Consider the following 1,638-nt stretch of genomic DNA (forward strand, 5'->3'; position numbering starts at 1 on the left):
GTTGAATATCGGCTAAATCTGTATTTTTAGATTGTGAGTTAAGCTTAAAAATATTTGTCGCGTAAGCATATGAACAAAAAAGTAACCAAGCAATAATGATGAGTTTAGTCATTGCAAATTCCTTTGAAGTTTCATTACTTTTCAACTTTTGCAAAAGGTTCAATGGTTGTCATTTTCAGGTAAGTCATACTTTCAATATCTAACTTATCAAAAGGGTATTGACCTCGAATATTATCATTAAAAACCTTCCCCATTGATGTTGAGTAATACAGCTCATCCCATAATAAGATTGGTATATTGTAATAACGATAAACACCACCAGATTCAAATTTGAGGTCAAGAATTTTACTTATTTTTGAATAGCCGATGTGTGAAAAAGCATCAGATTTTACTGGATGTTGTTCAAATAACGGAAAGGGGGTTTGGTTTTGTATAGAAAACTCAATTTTTTCACTAATTTTACTCGCAACAGGATTACTTCTAAGGTATGAATCTATTAAACCATGATGTGAGTCGTCAAAGTATGATTTAGCAGAAAAATTAGGTGGTAGACTTCCAAATAATATTCTTACTATATCAATGACACTGTCATCATCTAAAGTGAGATATGAAACTAGAGCTTTATACTCATCTTTGGGTAATGAACTTGTTGGGGGAGCGATTGCAGAAAGGCTGATCATTGGATAATCTGCAGTAGAATAACCGTCACTGTAAATGTAGTTATCAATTATTTCTTCGAATAAAACATTAGTATAAAAATTACCTTGGGAGTGACCCAGTAAAATAATTCTATTGCATGAATTCATATGAAAATTTAGTTTTTGGTAAGCATTGTTATAATCAGTTTCGTTTATGATACTGTAATTTGCATCAATTACAGACTCTAAGATAACTTCTTGTAAAATCATTAAATCTTTTTTATTTAAGACAGAAACAGTACCATTGAGTATGGCAGTAATGATTCTATATTTCGGTGAAAATATAGATAGGTCGCTATATTTTTGTTGAGCAACTTCATAAATTTGCTCATATATAACCTCATTATTATTATAGTTACCATCTGCTTTAGCTCCTCGGTAGTACTTACCTAACCAAACAGCATGAAAATTATCGATCCAAGCAAGATTTGATTCAAATTCATCATAACTTGTGAGCATTCCATTTACATGGAAAAAGCGTATATAATCAACTTGCTTACTACAGTGTCTATCAAGAGTTTGTAAGTTAGCAAATGCAGAGTATGAAAAAATTAAGGCCATAATTAAAATGTATATTTTCATTTTTTAGCCCCTATTAATGCTTCACAATGTTGATCAGCCATCCAGTGGTAGCTAGGTTCAAAACGTAGAATATCTGCTATTTTATTTTGACTTTTCCGGTTCGTATAAGCTCGATCAATTGTATTGAAATACAATGATTTAGGATTACGAAAATCAGAGAATTCATTTTGTAATTGCCTTGTGCAGTAATTGATATTCATAATATCTAAAATGATTTGCCTACCTATATCAGCATCTAAATTTGGTATACGCCCTTGTTCAATATCAATAACCAGTTGTAATGTTGAAGCTGCGCCTAAACTAAAGGTGATGAGCTGTGGAGAATCAAACTTTTCATACACATAGCGCTCATAATCAT

At 31.5% G+C, this 1,638-nt stretch carries 1 protein-coding gene and 1 pseudogene; both read right to left on the reverse strand.

Going from position 1 to position 1,638, the window contains the following annotated elements:
- Positions 1-134: 134 nt before the first annotated feature.
- Complete coding sequence (locus tag H5232_RS23135) at positions 135-1,280, reverse strand: KTSC domain-containing protein (RefSeq protein ID WP_182785438.1); 1,146 nt, start codon at positions 1,278-1,280, stop codon at positions 135-137.
- A pseudogene (locus H5232_RS23140) lies at positions 1,277-1,638 on the reverse strand (chitodextrinase); the annotation flags it as partial. The pseudogene H5232_RS23140 and the gene H5232_RS23135, both read right to left, overlap by 4 nt.

It is taken from the genome of Pseudoalteromonas sp. SG41-5 (genome assembly GCF_014164495.1).
GTDB lineage: Bacteria > Pseudomonadota > Gammaproteobacteria > Enterobacterales > Alteromonadaceae > Pseudoalteromonas > Pseudoalteromonas rhizosphaerae.